Source organism: Paenibacillus sp. FSL R10-2199, from assembly GCF_038000235.1.
GTDB classification, from domain to species: Bacteria; Bacillota; Bacilli; order Paenibacillales; family Paenibacillaceae; genus Paenibacillus_AQ; species Paenibacillus_AQ phytohabitans.
Genome location: NZ_JBBOBO010000002.1, coordinates 692,302 through 712,542 on the forward strand (window position 1 = coordinate 692,302; position 20,241 = coordinate 712,542).

The window sequence follows — 20,241 nt, forward strand, 5'->3', positions numbered from 1 at the left end:
GTAATCAATGAAATCAAACAACCTTCAACACTTCGCCACATCTGGCGGCCATGAGAGCGCTTACCATTGTGATGTATTTCACAATTTATTTACCGGAAATCATGTATTTTAAAATTAAAGTATTAAGCATCGCGCAAACCGCATTTATTGGAGGTAACGTCATGACCCGGGAAAGCTCGCTCGACACGCGTGGAGAAACGTTTTTTCTTAATTTGCGCTTCATGCTTATTGTAACTGTCTTTGTGGCCAATGCGATCGAACCCCTGATTCTTGAAATGAGCGGACTCCACACCCTGTACCAATGGATCTTCAGCTTTCATATGCCGCTGTTTGTGCTTGTGACCGGTTACTTTGCCCGTAAAAGCTTAAATGGCGCGGCCGGCCGTAAGGTGCTGCTGCAGATCGGACTGCAATATATTATTTTTCAGAGCCTCTACTCCGCACTCGACATTTCCTTATTCCATGTAAATAACATACAGCATTCCTTCTTCGCTCCTTACCTGCTGCTGTGGTTCCTGGCCAGCCACGCCTTCTGGCGTCTGCTCATGCTGGGGATGAGCCGCTGGAGCAAGAGCGCCCAGTTTGCCTTCGCCATCGCCGCAGGTGTGGCTGTAGGTTATCTGCAGTTGGATGGAATCTGGTTCAGCATCAGCCGCACCTTTGTCTATCTTCCCTTTTTCGTCATCGGATTTCATTTCTCATTCGGAGCTTTCGTTAAGCTGTATCAGCAATATGTCAAAACCGCTGCCGCTGCCGCTTCCCTCCTGCTGCTTATAGTGATGGGCGTAGCGGGACGCGGTCTCCCGATGGGCTGGCTGTTCGGCAGTATGACCTATATGCAGCTCGGTGCCCATGAATGGTATGCGGGGGTGTTCCGGCTCGCTGTGTATGGTCTGCAATTTGCCGCTTCCCTGGCGTTTCTGGGCCTGGTCCCTTACGGGTTAAGCCGCATGACAGACTTGGGACGCCGCACCCTCTACGTCTTCCTGCTTCACGGATTCATTGTCCGGGCGGCTGCCGTTTCCGGCCTGTATGCCTATATCGGAAATGCTGCCGGAGCCGCTCTTCTGATTGCAGGCGCAGTATCCTGCACGGTGCTGCTGGCCCAGCCCGCTGTCAGACGTATGCTGAACCCGCTGGTTGAGCCGTCTGTGGACTGGATGATCTCGCTCCAGCGCGCCGCAATCCGGCGTTCACTTTAGTAATTATTCACAGAAACCTCTTCCCTTATTAATATGTAGAAGCCTGTCCCGCCGCGGATAGGCTTTTTGTGTATGAATTCCTGTGGAGGACAGTGTAGCCGTTTCCATGGGTCTGCCGGGAGATTACCGCGACAAACTTCACATTGCCCGGTAGAAAAATGAGGTTTTTTGTGATAGACTCTCTATTAACGTTCGTATCCAATCCGCTTGTTTTATAGAAACGGCTCCGCCCTACTTCTGTTTACTGCAGGAAGCTGGACCTTGTACCTTCTATAAACCGCAGACACGCAGCTTTTGGGATTGCAATGCGTTAATGCGGCACTATATTTGTTCTCACCGTTCCAAGAGGTTAGGCTCACAATACTTTTAGGGGGAAATTTCATCATGGCAAACAAGAAAATGCGTTCAGACATGATCAAAAAGGGCTTTGACCGTGCTCCACACCGCAGCCTTCTGCGGGCCGCAGGCGTTAAGGAAGAGGATTTCGGCAAGCCGTTTATCGCAGTCTGCAATTCCTATCTCGACATTGTACCGGGTCATGTGCATCTGCAGGAATTCGGCAAAATCGTTAAGGAAGCTATCCGTGAAGCCGGCGGGGTTCCGTTCGAATTCAATACCATCGGCGTTGATGACGGTATTGCCATGGGACATATCGGAATGCGCTATTCGCTCCCAAGCCGCGAGATTATTGCCGATTCTGTGGAAACGATGGTTTCCGCTCACTGGTTCGATGGAATGGTGTGCATTCCCAACTGTGATAAAATCACCCCGGGCATGATGATGGGCGCACTGCGCGTCAACATCCCGACGATCTTCGTCAGCGGCGGACCGATGAAGGCCGGCGTAGACAGCAAAGGCAAGAAGCTATCCCTGACATCCGTGTTCGAAGGCGTTGGCGCCCATCAGGTCGGCAAGATCAATGACGCTGAACTGCTTGAACTGGAACAATTCGGCTGTCCAACCTGCGGATCATGTTCGGGTATGTTCACAGCCAATTCCATGAACTGTCTGGCTGAAGCTATGGGCCTTGCTCTCCCGGGCAACGGCACCATTCTGGCTGTTGCCGAAGAACGCAGAGATTTCGTCCGCAAATCAGCTACCCAGCTAATGGAGCTGATCAAGCTGGATCTGAAGCCGCGTGATATCGTAACCCATGAATCATTGGACAATGCCTTTGCGCTGGATATGGCTATGGGTGGTTCCACCAACACTGTGCTGCATACCCTGGCACTAGCTCAGGAAGCTGAAATTGACTATCCGCTGGAGCGCATCAATGAAGTAGCCAACCGCGTGCCTTACCTGGCCAAGCTGGCTCCGGCATCCGATATCTTCATCGAGGATGTGGACCGGGCGGGCGGCGTCAGCGCTGTGCTGAACGAGCTGCTGAAGAAGCCGGGCGCCATCTTCGGCGACTGCATGACCGTAACCGGCAAGACTCTGGCCGAGAATGTCACGGGTCATGAGATTCAGGATACGTCGGTTATTCATACAATAGACAACCCTTATTCCCCGGTAGGCGGATTGGCTGTACTCTACGGCAACCTGGCTCCGGAAGGCTCCATCATCAAGGTTGGTGCCGTAGATGCTTCCGTTGGCGGCTACCACAAGGGCCCTGCCATCTGCTTCGACTCCCAGGAGCAGGCGCTGGAAGGGATCGCGAACGGCAAGGTCAAAGAAGGCCATGTCGTTGTTATCCGGTATGAAGGTCCGAAGGGCGGACCGGGTATGCCGGAAATGCTGGCACCGACTTCGCAGATCGTCGGTATGGGTCTTGGCGCCAAGGTCGGCCTGATCACCGACGGCCGGTTCTCCGGAGCGTCCCGCGGTATCAGTATCGGCCACATCTCGCCGGAAGCGGCTGAGGGCGGACCGATTGCTTTTGTCGAGGATGGCGACATCATCGAACTGGACCTGATCAACCGCAAGATCGAGCTGCTGGTTGAAGAAGAAGTCCTGGCTGTCCGCCGCAGCGGCTGGAAAGGCTTCGAACCGAAGGTGAAGACCGGTTACCTGGCCCGTTACTCCAAGCTGGTTACCAATGCAAGCAAAGGCGGCGTGCTGAAGATCTAATCGGCCGCAGCCTGAGATAGAAAGAACGAACTGAAAGAGCAGTCTCCTCCGTTAATGCGGCGGGACTGCTCTTTTTGACATGTAAGGACCGATTTGCGACTAGAATTGCACAGTTCCAGCAGATGTAGGGACCACCCAAATTGTCTCTATCGCTGTTCGCTAGGGAAATGTTGTACGCTCTGCAACTTTGATTCATCGATAACGGGTTGTTCCGGAAGATTGTTGTATGAAATACAATATCTTCCCGCTAAGCCGCCTGGAGTAGGTGAAATCCTGCATTTCATACAACATTTTCCGGTTATCTCCGATTTAACTCGGGAAATGTTGTATTTCGTGCAGGATTTCCACATAGGATGGAGGTCTCGGGATCTCCGTCCGACACAGGCAGCAAACATATCGGCAATAGCTCCAGATATATAAAAAACCCCGCCAGCCCATTCAGGCCAGCGGAGCATAAGAAGCAGCTTCAGTTGCGATATTGATAAATATCAAAATTTATAAGTGCTGTCTGCCTGCTGCATTCAATGAACAACCGTTGCTCCGGGTAGTTCAAGTTCAGCTTCAAGGGAATGCTCCTCTTCCCGCATCCGCTCCCGCTGCTTCACCGGCTTCTGCGGCCGCTGCTGGTTCATCTGGTCGAGCAGCTGCGACACGGGCATCAGCATCATTTTGGGTACCAGCAGCTCACTGCGGACTTTAAGTCTCGCTCCGCCTGACGGATGAATGACGCTGAGCAGAATACTGAGATAGAATTTGGTGGAACTTGCGAACAGGCCGCTTGGCAGATCCAGAACCATGAATCCGAATTTCTCCGGCCCGCGGTTCAGCATGCTCACACCGTAGAGCGCTTTGGCTTCCGCCAGATCCACATCACCGGCAATCCGCTCCGCAAGCACCGGGAGATCCTTCTCCATGCGGCGGATCATGCGGATGGCAAGCTGTGCCGAGGAACGCGAATGCACCCCCAGCTCGAACAGCTGCCTGTTGTCGATATGCAGCTCAATCACCTTGTCACCTTTGCTTAAGGTCTCGCCGTTATCCATCTGCACGGGATTCCCCTGATACTTACGCAGCCGGTAATGCAGGAACGGATCTGCCGGAGAGATCGTCTTGATCTGGAACAACAGCTGGAATACCTGTTCCCAGGCCAGCCATAAGCCGACAACCAGCCGTTTGCCGAAAGACAGACGCGTGATAGGTGATTCCTGCACCGCCTTGATCATCTTGTCAATCCGGATACTTCGCAGCCCCCGCCTATCCGCTTCTTGAAGCATCCGCTCCAGGGCAATAAGCATATGCTCCGGTGCATGCGGATCGGCACCGAGCGTAGTACCGCAGTCATGAAGCAGCATGACTTCACCGGGGCCCAGCTTGGAGATCAGCTTGTCGGTCAGACGTTCCGCCCCCAGCTTCTCCTTCCAGTCGCCGAACATGGCCGACCAGAGTACAATCTGCACCTGCCGCCGCTTCGAGAAGTCAAACAGGTTCACAATTCCCCACGGCGGACGGTAATAGGTACTGCGCTCGCCGGTTATTTTGAAGATAATATCATCGGTCCGCTGAATTTGCTTCCTCACCGTTGCCGGACGCATCAGCCAGTTCGTCTTGTGCACATAATTGTGAATCCCGATGAGATGCCCTTCATCATGCATACGCTTAATAATCTCCGGATGCGCTTCAGCATGAGCACCTACCACGAAGAAAGTCGCCTTAGCTCCATAGCGCTTAAGCAAATCCAGCAATAACGGTGTATAATGCGGGTCAGGTCCGTCATCAAAGGTCAGGCCATAATCCGTGCGCCCGATTCCCTTCCGAAAGACACGATAACCAAATATACGGCTGATCATTCCAGGAATGAAAGCATAAAAGGTAGAAATGTAAAATAGCCAGAGCAGCAAAGTCTGCATGTAAATTCCCCGCTTTTCCAGAGTTGACTTTGGCTCGTCTTACGTGTGATACGGCCAAGTAGAGTAAGTAGAAGCGTCTGCTGTCCTGCAAGAGGACAATACCGTTGTGGCGACAAGTAGTACATTCAAAAAAAACGTTACCCCCTATTTTAACACAGCTGCCAAAGAAATAGACGCTTTTTTATTAAAATCGTGTACAATGAATTGAAGTGATTATTGTAAATTTATCTAAAAAAGGAGTCGTTTATCTCTATGCTGCCGCTGTACAAAAAATATTGGCGCACTTTTTTCGACATCGGATTGGTTATTCTGACGCTATATCTCGTGATGCTGGGATTCAGTAAGCTGTATCAGCTGGCCGCTCCTGTGTTCCTGTCCTTTTTTGTCTTCCTGCTGATTGAGCCGCTGGCCCGGTTCCTGAACCGCAAGGGAATGGCTAAGCCTTTCGCCTCCGCTATCTCCGTGGTACTCTTCTTAGTGATCCTGCTTGGCGCATTATTTGCTGCCGGACTGCTGATTACGACTCAGGTCATTCAATTCCAGGACAATCTGCCCAGATATACATACATAGTCCAGCAGCATTTTACTGAGGCTACCACCTATCTCCAGCAAAAAATTGATGCGCTCCCGCCCGATCTCACAGACAAACTGAACGGTTATTTCACCGATGCGACCAATGTCCTCTCGACGTGGATGGTCACCTTCTTTAAATATATGATCGGTGTGCTTGGCTCCTTCTCTTCTTTTATGGCTAATTTTGGCATTGCGATTATTCTGGCCTTTTTCCTCAGTATGGAGATTAAGGACTGGCGCCGGATCGCCCATGACAAGCTGCCCAAGACCTTTAAGACGGCTTACGCTTTCCTGCAGGGGAATGTGTTCAAGGCTATAGGTTCTTATCTAAAAGCCCAGCTGATTCTGATCAGCATTACCTTCGTGATCGTTCTCGCCGGACTGCTGATTCTGCAGACTGGAAATGTTCTTACTCTGGCTCTGATCTGCGCCTTGTTCGACCTGCTGCCGCTACTTGGAGTACCGGCGATTCTGATCCCCTGGATTATTTATTTGTTCATTGTCGGCAATACCTCACTTGCCATTGGTCTGATCATTCTGCTGGCAGTGGTGATGGTTATACGGCAGCTGCTGGAGCCCAAAATCACCGGAAATTCGATCGGCGTCTCCTCGGCGTTCCTGATGTTATCTTTCGTAATTCTGTCTTCCTCTGTATTTGGCATCGCTGGCCTTATTCTGTCGCCGATCCTGCTGATCCTGCTCAAGGAGCTGATTCAGCAGGGGTATCTGCAGCGCTGGATCTATCTGCCGCAGGAGGAATTCATCGTGTCTCCGTTTGCCGCTTCTGAACCCTCCACAGCCGGCGGCCCTGTACCGGGTAATACGGCTGGTACAGCTTCGGCTGGTACAGCAGGCACAGTCGGTACTCAAGCCCCCGTTGACCCGGACAGCAGCTCAAATACTTGACCGAATAATTTGGCAGCTGCCTGCGGACTGCTTGGAGCCACGTTCTCGACAGCAACGGATACAGCATATCTCGGATGGTCTACCGGGCCATAGCCGATGAACCATTGATTATTGCGGGCCACGCCTTTGACCAGAGTCTGCGCTGTGCCTGATTTGCCGGCGACCGGCCATTCAAGGCCCTGCAGCGTCCGGCCTGTTCCTTCTGTCACCACTTTACGCATCATGGACAGCAGCACGCGGGCGGTTGCCCCGGATATTCTGCCCTGCGGCGCAGGGGCCAAATGTCCCGGAAGCTCCTTCAGCGTCTGGCCGTTGGCAAAAGCAACCCGCTGCAGAATACGCGGCGCTCTAACCTCCCCGCCATGCAGCAGCGTGACTACGAGATTCGCCGCCTGCAGCGGTGTAATCCGCACATCGCGCTGGCCGATTGCAGTCTGCACCCTGACCCCGCCGTCATCCGGCAGCAGCGTGGTGAAGATCGTCCCCGCCTGCTCCCCGGAGAGCGGCCGGAGCAGCGGCAGGCCCAGCGTATTCTCCGCCTGCCAGCCGATGTCCCGGCCAAGGCCCAGTGCCAGAGCAGCAGCATTAAGCTGTGCTCCACTAAGCCGCTCGGCAAGCGTGGCGAACACGGTATTACAGGACACGGCGAACCCTTGCGCCATCGTAAGGGCGCCGTGTCCTTTGCCGTTCAGGCAGGTTAATCCGTATTTCCCGTATTCTCCTTTACAATAGAACGGTTCCTCCGGTGAAGTTAATCCGGCCTCCAGGGCAGCAGCGGCAGTGACTATCTTGAAGATGGACCCGGGTACCGCTGCCTGCAGCGCCCGGTTGTTCCATTCGCCCCCTTGCGGCGAGATCTGCTCCGGGTTGTAGAACGGCAAGGAGACCATCGCGGCAATATCGCCGTTCTGGCTATCCAGGACTACAACGGCTCCCTCCTTCACGCCTGCTTCTGCGGCCAGCTGCTCAATACTCTCCTGTAGTTTCTTATCAATCGTGGTATATAAAGACAGCGGGTAATAAGGATTCCCCGGTGCTTTGACTACAATCGGACTGCCTGGAACACGGTTGCCCCTGGCATCCACCTGGGCAACCGCCTCTGTATGCCCCACTCCCTGCAGCAGCGGCTCCAGTGTTTTCTCCAGCCCGTCCGTACCTGTACGCGGAATCCGCAGACCTGTCGGTGATTGCCGGAGGGCTTCACCCGAAGCTTCAGACAAATAACCAAGCCATTGCCGCCCTGAAGCGGCTCCATCATATCTGCGGGCAAAGGGCAGCGCCTTAACCCCCTCAATTCCCAGCTCTTCCACTTCGCGGGCCTCTGACAACGACAATGCCAGCGGAGTGTCCCCCTTGCCGGAGGGCCAGAGCAGCGGCTCCTTAAGTCCTGTGCGTCTGGATTGCAGCTGGTTGTAGCTGACCCCAAGGATTTCTGCCAGGCGGTGCAATTGGTTATCCCCGGCAGGCTCCCCGGTAACCGTATGCAGCGGAAGTGACTCTTCCTGCGGAAACAGCGCCGCTGTCCACACAGTCTCTCCGGCCAGCGGTTCTCCGTTCCTGTCATAGAGCCGGCCCCGTCCGCTGTCCAGCACTGTCTCCCGCTCGCTCTGAATTTCAGCCATCTGTGCCATCGTGTACCCGCTGCTGCTTACCTGCTGATTCTTCAGCAGCAGCTGGACCCAGGCCAGTCTGATGATCAAGCCTGCAACGAGCACAGACAGGATCAGCAGACTCCAAAATATACGTTTGTGAACCAGCTTCTGCAAGTGTTATTCCTCCATCAAGTGGGCTGCGGAACTATGGGTTCTATTATGCCCACCCCAAACCGCAAAAAAACCGCTTCCCCCGAAGGAAAAGCGGTTAATACACTTGCAGCTTACACGCTGAATTTAGACAATCGTTCTTTGAGTTTGGACGAGGCATTCTCCAGTTTGGCGGAGAGATTGACCAGATATTCACTTACGCTCTCCTGCTCACCGGTGAGGGATGCAACCTCCTCGGAGGCGGCAGAGGATTCTTCCGCAAACGAGCTGACATTGCCAATCGTCTCGGACAGCACTCTCTGCGAGTGGTTCAGTCCGTCAATGGATGTTGACACGGAATCCAGCCGGGTAATCAGATGATTCATTTGCCCCTGTACACTGACGAAGATCTCGCTGGTGCTCTGAACATACGTCATCTGTTCTCCAAACAAAGGTGCCACCTCGGATAATGCGGCTACAGTCTCATGCATGTCATTCATGATTCTGTCGGTAATCTCAGCAACTACTGCAATGGAACGCTTGGACTGTTCAGCCAGCTGACGGATTTCATCAGCGACCACGGTGAAGCCTTTGCCTGCTTCGCCTGCCCGGGCTGCTTCAATAGTAGCATTAAGCGACAAAATATTAGTCTGCTGGGTAATGTTCTGCATGACCTCAAGCACCCGGATGACTGACGAGGTGGTATCCTTCAGTTCATTGACCTTAATGACGAGCTTCCCTGTCATATCGCCGGTCTCATGCGTTCTGCCCAGCAGCTCCTGCAGCTTGACGACACCTTCCCTGCTGGACGCCTGTACGTTATGTGCGGTCCCGCCAATCTCCTGGGCCGCAGCAATCACCGCATCCATCCGCTCGGAGATCCGGGCGGTCATCTCATTTCCGCGGTCTGCTTCCAGCGCCAGATTTCCTGCACCGCCGGCAATCTGTTCAGTTGCTGCGGCAATATCCTGTGCGGCCACTGCGGTCTCACGGGATGCATTGCCCAGGGCATCTGCGGTCTCCAGTACTTCACGTGCAGTCTCATTGGTGTGCACGACCAGCTCTGTGATCCGTTCCATCATCATATTGAAGGAGCCTGACAGCTGGCCGATTTCATCATGCGAGACTACCTTTGTACGCACGCGCAGGTCACCTTCTGCCCCTTGGAACATGAGGTCCCGCAGGCGTGACAGTGGCCGTGAGACCATCCGTACCATCCAGAGGCCAATGAGAATGGCGATGACGGCAGCGGCAGCCACTGCTATGTAAGTGGTGTTGAGGATACGGCCCGCATCTTTAATCAGATTCTCGGAAGGGACAACGCCAAGCAGTCTCCAGCCCGAGCTCTCCAGCGTACCATACACGGCAAGAATGGATTTGCCCTTCTCATCCTTGGTCGGCAGGGAGCCTGAGCTCTCGCTGAGTCCCTTGAACAGGGTGCCTCCCAGACGCAAGTAAGTGTCTGTCTCCTGATGCTGGGAAGAGGCAATCATCTCATCTTTGGTAGTCAGCAGCTGGATATAAGAATCCATCCCCAGATCGACTTTGCTGAGGTGGCTGGCCAGCTCCGTAGTCTTGATGTCACAGACCGCTATGTATCCTAAGCTTCCCTCTTCCCCCGCTACGGACTTGGCGAAATGGACCACGCCTTCTGCTTCCCCTTGCTTCTGGGCCTCGGTAATCCACAAGCCCTGCGGCTTATCCTGCAGCTGCTTGTACCACGAAGCTTCGCGGACACCCGCCAGGAATTCATTGTCCACAGCCCCCGCTGACGCGGCAGGCAGCGCTTCATTAAGAGGAATCAGATAAACCGCTTGCACATTAGTTACTGCAGAGAGCCAATGGTTCAATTCGCCGCTGATCACAGCGGCCGGTTCCGTCCCCCCGCCTGCAGCAGCAGTACTTTCTTCCGAGACTGCCTGCCGGATATCCTTATTGTAGAACAGCTGGCCCAGATTATCTTCAAAGCGCAGCAGAGTTACATCAAGCTTCTCTGCCGTTTGCTCGACTGTCTGCTGATTAGCGGACAGTGCATTGTTCTCGATTGTTTGTTTGGCAACAGAGTAGGATGTATAGCCCAAAGACAGGACGATTCCCATCGTCGCAACGAAAAACACGAGAAAGAGCCGCACCCCCAGCGACTTGGAGGGATGCAGCCGAGTAAGAATACTTTTACCGCGAACTGTTGACTTGCTCAAAAAATCACCGCCGGATCTGCTGTATTCTTGTAGGGAATGATTCCGCACAAGGCCAGTATTAATAATATACCATCAGATCTTGTAACGCTGTGATTTTGTTGTATGAGATGAGTAGCATAGAATGCAGACCAACGGTGTCAGGTGAAAAGGCCTCTGCTGCCTTATTCGACCTAGATTTTGCCTAAATCCGCATCATCGCCAACCTCTTCATGAGTGTCGATCACGTAGTTGACGATTTCCTGCACCGTCGTATACGCAACACCTACATAAGTGTCAGCCGCCCCGTAGTAGATGGCAATGCGGCCCGTTTCGGCATCATTCAAGGTCGCGCACGGGAAGAGCACATTGTTCACGAAACCTCTCTCCTCATACCATTCTTCCGGTGTAAGTACGAAGTTCCTGGAGCGGTATTTGACTCTCGACGGCTCGTCTTTATCCAGAATAACCGCACCCATGCTATACACCAGCCCGTTGCAGGTTCCAGTTACACCATGGTAGAACATGAGCCAGCCTTCGGAGGTTTCAATCGGGGCGGGACCGCCGCCAATCTTGGTGCTCTGCCACCAGCCCTGTCCGCCTCTGCTCATCACATGACGGTGTTTGCCCCAGTAGACGAAGTCAGGACTCTCACTCAGGAAGACATCGCCAAACGGGGTATGACCGCTGTCGCTTGGACGGGAGAGCATCACGAAGTTGCCGTTAAGTTTCTTAGGGAATAGCACGCCGTTGCGGTTGAACGGCAGGAATGGATTTTCCAGGCTGACGAAGGTCTTGAAGTCCTGCGTTCTGGCTACACCGATGGCGGCGCCGTAGAAATCCGTACACCAGATAATATAGTACGTATCTTCAACCTTAACCAGACGCGGATCGTAGGCATATCTCGGCATGTAGGGGTTGCCTTGTTCATCAATGAACGGAATGGGAGCGTCTTCAATTTTCCAGTCCAGTCCGTCATGGCTATGGCCCATACGCAGATGAGGGCGGGTCGTATTATCCTCTACCCGGAATACGCCGAGGAAGCTTCCTTCATAGGCAATTACCGCACTATTGAAAATACGTGCAACCCCTTTGGCCGGATTGCGTTTGATGACCGGGTTGTCACTGTGTCTCCATACCGGATTCTCATTTCCTTCCGGTCTGTCCTGCCAAGGCATATTCGGAATGTTACTTCCGGTCAGTTGAACTTCTCTCATAGCAATAGTCTCCTTTCAGATTGGCGCAGCCGCGGCTGCAGTTGACTGATGATTCCGTCCACTCCGCAGAATGGACATACATAGAGGCCGGTTTCAGGCTTCCCGCACAATTCCCCCTTGAAAACATTCATAAAAAGCGTTATAACTTAATTGTATTCTTGTTATCGTTAAATAACAATAACATAATAACAAAATACAAAAAAATTATTATTTTTGTTTTATACACTATATTTTTTGTTCATTCTACAGCAAAGCGAGGTTACCACATGTCACTGCTTAGCGAGTATATCGGAGGCGTAACCTGGGGGTTCATGGGCAGACGGGGAACCTGGGCCAATGATGCAGCGGAGTCTTCCATGGAGCTGATGAAAAGGTCTACCGGTGCGAACTGGACCGCCATCGCATTCAGCGCACTTCAAGCTACCCCGCAATCTACAGAGATCCCCTATTGGTCAGAACCCACGGTCAGTGATGAAGAGGTACGCTGGGCCATCCGCCAGGCAAAATCACTTGAACTGAAGGTCTGCCTGAAGCCCATTGTGAATTGTGCAGACGGCACATGGCGGGCTCATATCAACTTCTTCGACAAGGATGTTCCCTGCGAGCCGAAATGGTCAGAGTGGTTCCGTTCCTATACAGCCTTTATCCTTCATTATGCTGTGCTTGCCGAAGAGAGCGGCTGCGAGATGTTCTGTGTCGGCTGTGAGCTGGTCCAGACGGACCGGCGGGCCGCAGAATGGCGTGCCCTGATTGCCGAAGTCCGCAAGGTATACAGCGGTGTAATCACCTACAACTGCGATAAGTATCAGGAGGATAACGTGAGCTGGTGGGATGCGCTTGATGTAATCTCTTCGAGCGGCTATTATCCCGAGCAGGACTGGGAAGTACAGCTTGACCGGATTGAGGCGGTGGTCATGAAACACGGCAAGCCTTTCTTCTTCATGGAAGCGGGATGCCCCAGCCGGACCGGCAGTGCCGCCATCCCGAATGACTGGAGTCTTAAGGGCGGACCGGATCTTGAAGAGCAGAGCCGGTTCTACCTTGCCATGTTCGGCGCCTGCGGGAAGCGGGACTGGGTACAGGGCTTCATGCTGTGGGATTGGCCGGCACAGCTCTATCCGCTGGACGAAGCAACAGGCAACGATGATTACTGCATGTACGGCAAGCCGGCGGCAGGTATTATTGAAGAGTATTACAGTTCCAAGACGAAATCCCCGCCTACCTTATAGCCTTGATTTCAATATCTACCATTACTGTTTAGGAGTGAACAACCATATGACGAAATCGCCACAGATTTGGCGGAATGAAATGGAAGCAGAGCTGAAAAATAATATCCTCAGCTTTTGGATGAAGCATACCCTGGATGACAAGTATGGCGGATTCGTAGGTGAAATAGATAACCAGATGAATATCAATCCGGAGGCCGGAAAAAGTCTGGTGCTGAACGCGCGGATTCTGTGGACCTTTGCGAGCGCTTACCGCATGTATGGCAACGCTGAATACCTGACTATGGCTGAACGGGCCCACGCATATTTGCTTCAATATTTCACCGACGCCGAATACGGCGGCTATTACTGGATGGTAGATGCGCTGGGCGCCCCTTCCGAACGCAAAAAACAAATTTACGGCCAGGCCTTCGCCATCTACGCCCTGGCTGAGTTCCATCATGCTACTGGACGCCAGGATGCACTCGATCAGGCTGTGGCACTGTTCCGTCTGGTCGAGCAATACGGCTATGATCCGCTTAATAAAGGTTATATCGAAGCCCTCTCTGAGCAGTGGCAGATGACAGAGAATTTAAGTCTCAGCAGCAAGGACATGAATGAGAAGAAATCGATGAACACCCATTTGCATGTGCTGGAAGGCTACACCGGCTTGTACCGTGTGTGGAAATCCGAAGAGCTGCGGACCCGGCTGGCTGAGCTGATTGAGGTCATGCTCCTCCACATCATTGATAAGGAGGGCAAGCATTTCCATCTGTTCCTGGATGAAGAGTGGAATATCAAGTCCGACCATATCTCCTACGGTCATGATATCGAAGGCAGCTGGCTCCTGGTCGAAGCGGCTGAAGTGCTTGGGGATGAGGAGCTGCTGCACCGGGTGCGCAGTGTGGCTTTGTCCATGGCCGAAGCAACATTGGCTGAAGGCATTGACGCTGACGGCGGAATCTGGAATGAGGCGGATTCGAACGGGCTGCTGGATAAGAATAAAGACTGGTGGCCGCAGGCCGAAGCGATCGTCGGCTTCTATAATGCCTACCAGCTATCCGGAGATCCGAGGTTCCGCGATGCTGCTGAGGCAGCCTGGACGTTCACTAACAGCTACATGGTCGATCATACATTAGGCGAGTGGTTCTGGGCCGTTGATGAATCCCTGCAGCCGCTGGCGCATGCATCCAAGGTCAGTGCCTGGAAATGCCCTTATCATAACAGCAGAGCCTGCTTTGAAATGATCGGAAGACTGACAACAACCTCAAAGGAGACTAAATAATGAGCACATTATTCACAGAACGCAAGGCGCAGTTAACAGAACGATATGAATCACTGATTGGCCGCAAAAATGAGAAGGTTCCCTTTGGCAACGGTACCTATGACCGTTATCAATACCCGCTGCTCACAGCGGAACATGCGCCGCTGATCTGGCGTTATGACTTTAACCCGGCAACCAATCCTTATTTCGCTGAACGGATCGGCGTGAACGGCATCTTCAACCCGGGGGCCATTGAGCTGGACGGCATGTTCTACATTGTGGCCCGTGTCGAGGGGAATGACCGCAAATCCTTCTTCGCTGTAGCCGAGAGCGACAGCGGTGTAGACGGCTTCCGCTTCTGGGATCATCCGGTTGTCCTGCCGGAAACTGAAGAACCGGATATCAACGTCTACGATATGCGTCTGGTGAAACATGCCGACGGCTGGATCTACGGCCTGTTCTGCACCGAGCGCAAAGATCCCGCTGCCCCGCACGGCGATCTGTCCAGTGCAGTTGCCCAGTGCGGAATCACCCGCACTAAGGACCTGAAGACCTGGGAACGTCTGGCTGACCTCAAGACCGGCTCTGCCCAGCAGCGTAATGTAGTGCTGCATCCTGAATTCGTAGACGGCAAATATGCCTTCTACACCCGCCCGCAGGATGGGTTCATTGATGCAGGCTCCGGCGGCGGCATCGGCTGGGGACTGTCCGATACCATTGAGAATGCTGTAATTACCAGCGAATCCATTATGGATCAGCGTTATTATCATACGATCAAGGAAGTGAAAAACGGCCAGGGCCCGGCGCCGGTCAAAACCCCTCAAGGCTGGCTGCACATCGCCCACGGTGTCCGCAACACTGCTGCGGGACTGCGTTATGTACTGTACGCATTCCTGTCCGATCTGGATGAGCCGAACAGGGTAACCCATGCTCCCGGCGGACATTTCATCGCTCCGGACGGTGAAGAACGCGTCGGCGATGTATCCAACGTTGTATTCTGCAACGGCATAATCGCCCGGGACAACGGGGACATCTATATCTACTACGCTTCCTCCGACACCCGGATTCATGTGGCTACCACTACGGTAGATCAAATGCTTGATTATGTGCTGAATACTCCTGAAGATCCGCTCCGCTCTTATGCCTGTGTCCAGCAGCGCATTGCCCTGATTGACCGGAATCTCCAGCTGTAATTACAGCTGTAATATCCGTCTGAGGGCAGATTGCACGAAGCACTTATACCAGTAAAAAGGCAGTACCGGCAGAATGCTCTGCCGGTACTGCCTTTTATTCGTTTGAGCCGCTGGCTATAAGGTATTCAATAATTCGGTGACGTATTTAACGACAGTCTCCGGTCTGTGAATGGGAATGGAATGCCGGGGATCTTCTTCGGTAATATGCTGTACATTTGGGGTCAGCCTGGCTAAGCGCTGCTGGCCTTGCTTCCATTCTTCATCCGGACTGCCTGCGCTAAGCACCGTAATGGGCAGCTTGCTGCTTAGCGGCTCTGCCGCCTTCAGCTGCAGGGCACTCTCTTCCGCGCAGAGCAGTTCTGCATATGCGGCCCGGTAAGCACTCTTGCGGTATCCCAGACTTGAGGCGTTTTTTTGGATAGCTGCCGGGAGTCTCCGCCCTCCTACAGGCCTTCTAAGCAAGCGGGGAATCCCCGCAGGCGCCAACAGATAACCCAGCTTATATTGCCGTCTGTTCGCCTCCCGCTGCTGTTTCCGGCGGTTGCTCATTTCATCCGTAAGATAACGGCTCTCATGTACAGCATCAACCAGCAGCAGCCCCTCCACTTCATCCGGATATTCCCCCGCAAAGCATCTCACAATCATGCCTCCATAGGAATGGCCCACCAGAATATAGGGAGGCTTGCAGTCCATTGCCTTCAGCAGTTCCCTGAGCTCCCGGACGTATTTCCTGCAGGTTGCACTTTCCGGCTGGCTGCCGCTCCCGCTCCAGCCCAGGCCTGCCCGGTCATACGAGACTACCTTGGCATACAGCGACAGCTCCGGCTGCACCATTGACCAGTCCAGGGATGATCCGCCCATACCCGCTTCCAGAATTACGGTGTGTTCTCCCTTTCCCATAACATGGGCATGAAGGCAGGCATCCTGCACAGGAATCATTTCTCCAGGAGGCTTGTAGGTTAGAGCATCACGCTTCGTAAGGACATATTGAACGATGGACAGCGGTGAACAGATTATTGAAATGAACCGGTGCAGAGCCTGCTCGTTCTGCGGAATCGCGGCCATGTGTAACGTCACACCCTTCTCTTAACTGATGTCCAAATTATATAGGCGTGTGCTCAGGCCAAAAAGAGAAACTATAACCGGGACATTTCCTATTTCACCTTCGATTATCCTGCACGAAATACAATATAATTCCAACTATGCTCTTGGTCCAGCCACCGAATCCCGGTGGACAATGTCGGCAGCAATCAGGATCTTCTCCAGCGGTGCGGCAGGGTTATGGATACGGTTCAGCAGCTTCTCTACAGCCGCCCGGCCCATTGCCTCTTTCGGAACATGAACAGTAGTGAGCGGGGGAACCCCCCGTGTGGCGTCCTCAATATTGTCAAAGCCGGTTACCGAAACTTCACCCGGGATGACAAAGCCTTCTGCTTTGAGCACATCACTAATGGTGAGCGCAATGAAATCATTGGCACACACTAGTGCGGTTGGCAGACTTTTGGTTTTCTTGCGTCTCTGCAGCCATTGCTTAAAGCTCTCATCAAAAGTTCCATCATCCATTCCCTCCAGCTGCAGCATTTCATCATCGCCGGCAGGCGTCTTCATTCCATTCTCTTCCAGGGCGCTGCGGAAGCCGATCCAACGGTCACGGAAGCTGCGGGAATAGCGGATATTTCCGATAAAATGCAGCTCTGTATGCCCCGTGCCCATCAGGTGATTGCTGAGCCGGGTCATGGAATCCGTATTATTGGCGAATACGGTATCGCTTGGAATAAGCGGATCTTCATGGTCAATCAGCACCATCGGCAGGCCGATGCGGTGCACCTCCAGCAGCAGTGAGGTCGAGATCTGGCCCACGCCAATCAGCCCGAGCAGTCCGTTAGGGTTGAGAATATTGACGAAGTTATCCGTCCGGTGCTCAGAGACTATGACCATACCCAGACCTTCCTGGTCCAGCGCCAGTGCAATGCCGTCTACAATCTTCCCCCAATACAGGGAATCCTGGGTTTGCGAACGGATATTAGGCATCAGCACCAGCACAGACTGTTTGTTCCGGTCACTGTCCGCAGACTGCGGAGGACGTTTGATGCTTTGAACATAGGCATTCTTTTGAGTGAAATAGCCTAATTGCGAAGCCGCCTGAATGACCCGCTCCCGGGTAGTTTCGTTGACGCCGCCTTTGCCGGACAGGGATTTGGACACGACAAACTTGGAAACGCCGAGATGGTCGGCGATTTTTTGCATAGTGACTTTCTTAGCCATATATAAGACCTCCAGATACTGTTCACGGTTTCGCATAACGAGCTTTATTCAGTGTTGCTAACTTTTTCGGAAATCATAACATTTAGCTAACAAAATAATTATACGGGGTCGCGAACCGATGCACAAGCATAAAGAAACCGCTCCTTCCCGGATGGAAAGAAGCGGCGGAATGCAACATTTATATACCTGAAACTATTCAATTTGTTATTGTACGTTGCCGCCTGACTATATCTTAAACAGTGACAGCTTGCTCTCCAGCTGTGTCGATGCACTCTGCAGCTTACCGGACAGCGATACGAGCTGATCACTAACATTCTGCTGCTCATTGCTGAGGGAAGCAACTTCTTCAGAAGTAGCAGAAGACTGCTGTGCAACCGCACTTACATTGCTCATAGCATCGGACAATACGCCTTGGGAATGATTCAGGCTGTCAATTGCACCGGTGACCGATTCCAGGCTGGTAATGAAGTCTTCCATTTGACCCTTCACCGATACGAAGATATCACTGGTACTCTTGACTGAACTCATCTGTTCCTTGAACAGCGGGGCCACTTCTGACAATACGGCTACTGTCTCATCCATTTCAGCCATAATCTTGTCTGTAATGCCGGCAACCAGGGCGATAGACTGCTTGGATTGGTCAGCGAGCTGCCGGACTTCACCAGCTACGACCATGAAGCCTCTGCCTGCTTCACCCGCTCTTGCCGCTTCAATCGTTGCATTTAGAGACAGGATATTCGTCTGCTGGGTAATATTCTTCATGACATCCAGTACCTTAATCACCGAATATACCGTGTCCTTCAGGTTGTTGACCCGGTCCACCAGTGCGCTGGTCATCTCACCGGTGCGGCCCGTCTGTTCCAGCAGCTCTTCGAGCTGGCTGGCACCGTGTCCGCTGGCTTCCCCTACTCCGCGGGCGGCCTGGTCCATCTCGGCATTAGCAGCAATCACACTCTGCATCTGCGTAGCAATCAGATCCGTCAGCTCATTGCCGCGTTCCGCTTCCTGCGCCAGGCTTCCGGCACCGCCGGCAATCTCTTCCGTAGCAGCAGCAATCTCCTTGGCAGAAATCGCCGTCTTGCGGGAAGCGTCGCCCAGATCATTGGCTGTTTCAAGCACCTCGCGCGCAGTTTCCGTTGTCTGGGCAACCAGCTCGGTGATCCGTCCCATCATCAGATTGAAGGAGGCGGACAGATCTCCAATCTCATCCTTCGAGACATACTCTGTACGGACGCTAAGGTCACCCTGAGCCCCCTGAACCATAAGATCCTTCAGACGTGCCAACGGCTTGGCAATCATCTGTACCATCCAGAAGCCGACCAGAATGGCAAGCAGAGCTGCAGCTCCAGCCGCTATGAATGTTGTGAACAGAATCGGAGTGGCAGCCTTAACCAGCTGGCCGGTAGGAACAACTCCTGCAAGCTTCCAGTCCGCCTTCTCCATCGGGTTGTAGACAGCCAGGACATCTTTGCCATTCGCATCCTTAGCTTCCTGACTCTCGCTGTTCTTCTTGCTCTCCATAATAAAGTTAAGCTCTGAGACCTTGCCGTCCTCTGCCGGTACGGAAGAAGCAACTACCATTCCTTCCGGTGATACCAGCTGAATCCGCGAACCGTCCCCAAGCTTCACGCTCTCGAAGGCTTCTTCAAGCAGAGTGCTCTTAAGCTCAAGCAAAACAACATAACCTGCATTGGAGCCCAGGTTCTTGAGCGATCTGACCATTGCGATATTCTTGCCGCCATCGCCTTCAACGGAAGTCGGGAACCAGTAGTTCTGTGCGGACTTCGCTTCCGAGGTATAATATGGCTCATATGAGGTTGAATTTTTGACTGCAGTCTTGTACCATTCCTGATCTCTTAAGCCGTCCACGGTAAGACCGGAGCTCCCGCTCGATATGATCGTCATCGCAGGATCCTCTGGAATCAGTGAGATCGCTACGATATTGGAATCTGTTGTAGTCTGGCTCGAGAGTTTCTTGCTGATGGCATCTGTAGCCACAAATTTATCATAACTGCTCGCAGCAGCGGCAAGCTCAGTCAGATTCGATTGCATTTGCGTATCGAAATACAGCTGGAGTGCCAAATTTTCATACTGCTTCAAGGTAATATCAAGCTTCTCGGAAGTCTGGATAATCGTCTGCCGGTTGGCTTCGGAAACATTATCCTTAATGGTATTCTTGGCTTTGTTGTAAGACAGAATCCCCAGGAACAGTACAACAATCACAATAGAAGATAAGAATATCAGGAAAAGCTTAACACCAACTGATCTCAGCGGGTTAACTCTCTTAACCTGGCGTACTGAACCATTCAGTACGTTCTTTAAAGTTAGTTTTTGAACTGCCGCTTTACTTGTTGACTGGGTATCACCTGCTTGGCCTGTCTCAGCCTTTTGTATAACCTTAGGCTTTTTACTGTTCTTTCCCACTTTAATCCTTCTCTCTTTCGGTTTGTCTCTGTCGCTCTCCGGATTTGGAGCCCCCATTACAATCACCTGCCAATTAGATTAGAAGACGTATGTAAGCGT

13 protein-coding genes are annotated in these 20,241 nt (G+C 52.8%); 6 read left to right on the top strand and 7 right to left on the bottom strand.

Features of this window, described 5'->3' with window-relative positions; all coding sequences use genetic code 11:
* The first annotated feature begins 161 nt into the window (after positions 1–161).
* Positions 162–1,202 carry an acyltransferase family protein gene (locus NYE33_RS30970; RefSeq protein ID WP_076242606.1) on the top strand — a complete coding sequence of 347 codons (1,041 nt, stop codon included), beginning with the start codon at positions 162–164 and terminating at the stop codon, positions 1,200–1,202.
* Positions 1,203–1,586: 384 nt separating this feature from the next.
* On the top strand, positions 1,587–3,272 hold the full coding sequence (ilvD, locus tag NYE33_RS30975) for a dihydroxy-acid dehydratase (RefSeq protein WP_039295667.1): 1,686 nt from the start codon (positions 1,587–1,589) through the stop codon (positions 3,270–3,272).
* A gap of 521 nt (positions 3,273–3,793) precedes the next feature.
* Here ilvD and NYE33_RS30980 read toward each other — a convergent pair.
* Positions 3,794–5,179, bottom strand: a complete 1,386-nt coding sequence (locus NYE33_RS30980; protein WP_042134994.1) for a polysaccharide deacetylase family protein — start codon at positions 5,177–5,179, stop codon at positions 3,794–3,796.
* 252 nt (positions 5,180–5,431) lie between these two features.
* Between NYE33_RS30980 and NYE33_RS30985 the strand changes: the two genes are divergently transcribed.
* The gene (locus NYE33_RS30985; RefSeq protein WP_076242605.1) at positions 5,432–6,658 is read left to right on the top strand and encodes an AI-2E family transporter; all 1,227 of its coding nucleotides are present in this window, start codon (positions 5,432–5,434) and stop codon (positions 6,656–6,658) included.
* Here NYE33_RS30985 and NYE33_RS30990 read toward each other — a convergent pair.
* From NYE33_RS30990 to NYE33_RS31000, 3 genes are all read right to left on the bottom strand, one after another.
* A complete protein-coding gene (locus NYE33_RS30990; protein WP_341069149.1) occupies positions 6,619–8,424 on the bottom strand; it encodes a peptidoglycan D,D-transpeptidase FtsI family protein in 1,806 nt (601 codons plus the stop codon). The two genes, NYE33_RS30985 and NYE33_RS30990, sit on opposite strands and share 40 nt — an antisense overlap.
* Positions 8,425–8,534: 110 nt before the next feature.
* Entirely contained in the window at positions 8,535–10,598 is a 2,064-nt protein-coding gene (locus NYE33_RS30995; RefSeq protein ID WP_336101554.1) for a methyl-accepting chemotaxis protein, read from the bottom strand.
* A gap of 170 nt (positions 10,599–10,768) precedes the next feature.
* Entirely contained in the window at positions 10,769–11,791 is a 1,023-nt protein-coding gene (locus NYE33_RS31000; protein ID WP_042134986.1) for a glycoside hydrolase family 130 protein, read from the bottom strand.
* A 266-nt stretch (positions 11,792–12,057) separates the two neighbouring features.
* Here NYE33_RS31000 and NYE33_RS31005 point away from each other — a divergent pair, with 266 nt between their 5' ends.
* From NYE33_RS31005 to NYE33_RS31015, 3 genes are read left to right on the top strand one after another with little or no spacing between them, the layout of a single operon-like run.
* A complete protein-coding gene (locus NYE33_RS31005) occupies positions 12,058–13,020 on the top strand; it encodes a glycoside hydrolase family 113 (protein ID WP_076242602.1) in 963 nt (320 codons plus the stop codon).
* A gap of 46 nt (positions 13,021–13,066) precedes the next feature.
* Entirely contained in the window at positions 13,067–14,281 is a 1,215-nt protein-coding gene (locus tag NYE33_RS31010; RefSeq protein ID WP_341069151.1) for an AGE family epimerase/isomerase, read from the top strand.
* The gene (locus NYE33_RS31015; protein ID WP_340947365.1) at positions 14,281–15,453 is read left to right on the top strand and encodes a glycoside hydrolase family 130 protein; all 1,173 of its coding nucleotides are present in this window, start codon (positions 14,281–14,283) and stop codon (positions 15,451–15,453) included. The genes NYE33_RS31010 and NYE33_RS31015 overlap by 1 nt, the downstream gene beginning before the upstream one ends.
* Before the next feature lie 114 nt (positions 15,454–15,567).
* Here NYE33_RS31015 and NYE33_RS31020 read toward each other — a convergent pair whose 3' ends face one another.
* The 3 genes from NYE33_RS31020 to NYE33_RS31030 all read right to left on the bottom strand — a co-directional run bounded on the left by NYE33_RS31020 (position 15,568) and on the right by NYE33_RS31030 (position 19,941).
* Positions 15,568–16,530: an alpha/beta fold hydrolase gene (locus NYE33_RS31020; RefSeq protein ID WP_231575314.1), complete on the bottom strand. Its 963-nt coding sequence runs from the start codon at positions 16,528–16,530 to the stop codon at positions 15,568–15,570.
* Between the two features lie 123 nt (positions 16,531–16,653).
* Entirely contained in the window at positions 16,654–17,718 is a 1,065-nt protein-coding gene (locus tag NYE33_RS31025; protein ID WP_076242599.1) for a LacI family DNA-binding transcriptional regulator, read from the bottom strand.
* Between the two features lie 225 nt (positions 17,719–17,943).
* Positions 17,944–19,941, bottom strand: a complete 1,998-nt coding sequence (locus NYE33_RS31030; RefSeq protein ID WP_340947366.1) for a methyl-accepting chemotaxis protein — start codon at positions 19,939–19,941, stop codon at positions 17,944–17,946.
* Positions 19,942–20,241 lie beyond the last annotated feature (300 nt).

Bases quoted from the DNA above. Each gene is read 5' to 3' on its own strand.
- NYE33_RS30970 (WP_076242606.1), top strand. From the start codon at position 162: ATGACCCGGGAAAGCTCGCTCGACACGCGTGGAGAAACGTTTTTTCTT.
- ilvD (WP_039295667.1), top strand. From the start codon at position 1,587: ATGGCAAACAAGAAAATGCGTTCAGACATGATCAAAAAGGGCTTTGAC.
- NYE33_RS31025 (WP_076242599.1), bottom strand. From the start codon at position 17,718: ATGGCTAAGAAAGTCACTATGCAAAAAATCGCCGACCATCTCGGCGTT.
- NYE33_RS31000 (WP_042134986.1), bottom strand. From the start codon at position 11,791: ATGAGAGAAGTTCAACTGACCGGAAGTAACATTCCGAATATGCCTTGG.
- NYE33_RS31015 (WP_340947365.1), top strand. From the start codon at position 14,281: ATGAGCACATTATTCACAGAACGCAAGGCGCAGTTAACAGAACGATAT.
- NYE33_RS31005 (WP_076242602.1), top strand. From the start codon at position 12,058: ATGTCACTGCTTAGCGAGTATATCGGAGGCGTAACCTGGGGGTTCATG.
- NYE33_RS31010 (WP_341069151.1), top strand. From the start codon at position 13,067: ATGACGAAATCGCCACAGATTTGGCGGAATGAAATGGAAGCAGAGCTG.
- NYE33_RS30985 (WP_076242605.1), top strand. From the start codon at position 5,432: ATGCTGCCGCTGTACAAAAAATATTGGCGCACTTTTTTCGACATCGGA.
- NYE33_RS30980 (WP_042134994.1), bottom strand. From the start codon at position 5,179: ATGCAGACTTTGCTGCTCTGGCTATTTTACATTTCTACCTTTTATGCT.